Genomic DNA, 2,709 nt, shown 5'->3' on the forward strand with positions numbered 1-2,709 from the left:
CGGCCGGCTTGGGGGCCGGGGCGCCGGGCTTCGGGGCAGCGGGACGTGCCGCGGGGGCCGGAGACGGCGCCGCGGGCTTGCTGGGGGCGGCCTTGCGAGGCGCGCCCGGCTTGGCAGCGGGCTTGCCGGCGTTACCGCCGGGCCCCTGCAGTGCGTCAGTCAACTTGCGCACGACCGGCGCCTCGATCGTCGAGGACGCCGAACGGACGAATTCACCGAGTTCTTGGAGCTTGGCCATGACGACCTTGCTCTCCACGCCGAACTCCTTGGCGAGTTCGTATACCCGGACCTTAGCCACTTCGCTCCTTTTAGGTCCGGGTTACCGCCGGACCGTCGCTACTTCATGGGCGTACTCATCGCGTACTCATCGAGTGCTCATCGCAATCTCGACCTACTTCCAACTCGCGAGGTACCTGACCGCACGGGGACCCGTGCCGTTCACTTCTTACGGTGTCACCCGCTCGACGAACCGCTGTACCGCGGTCGGGTCGAACGGCCCCTTGGCCTTGAAGGCCCGGGGGAATGCCCGGCGGCGAACCGCCAGGTCCAGACAGTCGGGGACGGGATGCACGTACGCACCCCGGCCGGGCAGCGTACCGCGAGGATCGGGGACGCAGGCGTCCCCGTCCGCGACGATGCGCAGCAACTCGTTCTTGGCCGCCCGCTCCCGGCATCCCACACAGGTTCGCTCAGGGCAAGCGCGGGCGTGCGTCCGGCCAGACACGGTTAAGTCTACCTCCCCGCACCGACCTCACCCCTTTGGGGCAAAAATCGAACGTACGTTGTCGTGATCTCAGCGGCGCGCCGAGGGGATCTATTCCCCCGGCGCCGCTCAGGGCCCGTCAGCGCCGGTCCGAGCGCTCCCGGGCCCGCTCGGCCCGCTCGCGGTCGGCGACGTCGCGCTCGGCGTCCGTCTCGGTGTCCGGGCGGATGTCGATGCGCCAGCCGGTGAGCCGGGCGGCCAGGCGGGCGTTCTGCCCCTCCTTGCCGATCGCCAGCGAGAGCTGGTAGTCCGGCACGGTCACCCGGGCGGAGCGGGCACCGAGGTCAACGACCTCGACCTCGCTCACCCGTGCGGGTGAGAGCGCGTTGGCGACCATCTCCGCCGGGTCGTCCGACCAGTCCACGATGTCGATCTTCTCGCCGTGCAGCTCCGCCATCACGTTGCGCACACGTCCGCCCATCGGGCCGATGCAGGCACCCTTGGCGTTGAGCCCCGAACGGGTCGAGCGGACCGCGATCTTGGTGCGGTGGCCGGCCTCGCGGGCGATCGCGCAGATCTCGACGGAACCGTCGGCGATCTCCGGGACCTCCAGCGCGAAGAGCTTCTTCACCAGGTTGGGGTGGGTCCGCGACAACGTGACGGAGGGACCGCGCACGCCCTTGGCGACGCGCACCACGTACGTGCGCAGCCGCAGGCCGTGGGTGTACTCCTCGCCGGGCACCTGCTCCTGCACCGGCAGGATGGCCTCCAGCTTGCCGATGTCGACCAGGACGTTCTTCGGGTCCTTGCCCTGCTGGACGACGCCGGTGACGACATCGCCCTCGTGGCCCGCGTACTCGCCGAACGTGCGGTCGTCCTCGGCGTCGCGCAGACGCTGGAGGATGACCTGCTTGGCGGTGGTCGCGGCGATCCGGCCGAAGCCCGACGGGGTGTCGTCGAACTCCTTGGGCTCCTGCCCCTCCTCCAGGTCGGCCGGGTCCTCCTTGGCCCACACCGTCACATGGCCGCGCTCGTCCAGCTCCACGCGCGCCCTGCGGTGGCTGCCGTCCGTGCGGTGGTACGCGATGAGGAGGGCCGACTCGATCGCCTCGACCAGGACGTCGAACGGGATCTCCTTGTCCTGCGCCAAGCCCTTCAGGAGCTTCACGTCGATGTCCACGGCTACGCCTCCTCTTCCTTCTTGTCCTTGCGGTTGAATTCCAGCTCCACGCGGGCCTTGGCGATCTCGTCGAAGGCGATCCGGCGGGCGGTGGCCTTGCGGCCCTTGACGCCCGGCACCTCCAGGTCGAGACCGTCCTCGTCCACCGCGAGGATGCGGGCCACCAGCTCGCCGCCCTCGCGCAGGGTCAGCCTGGCCAGGCGGCCGGTGTTGCGTACGTAATGGCGGCGCTCCGAGAGCGGACGGTCGGCGCCGGGCGAACTGACCTCCAGGACGTACTCGTCCTCGCCCATCACATCGGTCTCGTCCAGCTTCGCGGAGATCGCGCGGCTCAGCTCCGCGCAGGTGTCCAGCTCGACACCCTCATCGGAATCCACGACGATCCGCAGCACTCTGCGGCGGCCTGCCCGGGAGACTTCGATCTCTTCCAGCTCCAGCTGCTCGGCGCTGACGAGCGGTTCGACCAGCCCGCGCAGCCTCTCGCTCTGGGTGGTGCTCATCCGGGTGACTCCTCGGCCGCGTGTGCTGTTGTGACGATCTCGCGTGTCTGGTCAAAGGGTATCCGGTCGCAAGGGGTGTTGCTGTCCGCCGGTCCCCCGGGCGCGGGTACGCTCACAGGCGGTGATCACTTCCGGACAGATCCAGTCAAGACAGGTCCAGCCCGAAGGAGAGCAAGTGCGGCGTACGGGGACGACGCGCAGGGGCGCGCTCGCGGCGGCCGGCGTGCTGGCCGCCGGGGCGGTGCTGTCCGGCTGCGGAAGCGACGACGACACGGGCGGGGGCACCAAGGGCTCCGCGCACGGCGGCGCGCGGACCGCCGCCGACG

4 protein-coding genes are annotated in these 2,709 nt (G+C 70.1%); all 4 read right to left on the minus strand.

Annotated elements, in window-relative coordinates:
• Positions 1 to 298 (minus strand): translation initiation factor IF-2 N-terminal domain-containing protein (locus G3I41_RS10115; protein WP_343242100.1); only part of this gene is annotated, 298 nt, incomplete at its 3' end.
• Between the two features lie 147 nt (positions 299 to 445).
• Positions 446 to 724, minus strand: a complete 279-nt coding sequence (locus G3I41_RS10120) for a YlxR family protein (RefSeq protein ID WP_328902681.1) — start codon at positions 722 to 724, stop codon at positions 446 to 448.
• A 118-nt stretch (positions 725 to 842) separates the two neighbouring features.
• A complete protein-coding gene (gene nusA, locus G3I41_RS10125; protein ID WP_018102330.1) occupies positions 843 to 1,883 on the minus strand; it encodes a transcription termination factor NusA in 1,041 nt (346 codons plus the stop codon).
• 2 nt (positions 1,884 to 1,885) lie between these two features.
• Entirely contained in the window at positions 1,886 to 2,383 is a 498-nt protein-coding gene (gene rimP, locus G3I41_RS10130) for a ribosome maturation factor RimP (protein ID WP_164399886.1), read from the minus strand.
• Between the last annotated feature and the right edge of the window lie 326 nt (positions 2,384 to 2,709).

Origin of the sequence: Streptomyces sp. SID9727, from assembly GCF_010550605.1 — a bacterium.
Classification (GTDB): Bacteria; Actinomycetota; Actinomycetes; order Streptomycetales; family Streptomycetaceae; genus Streptomyces.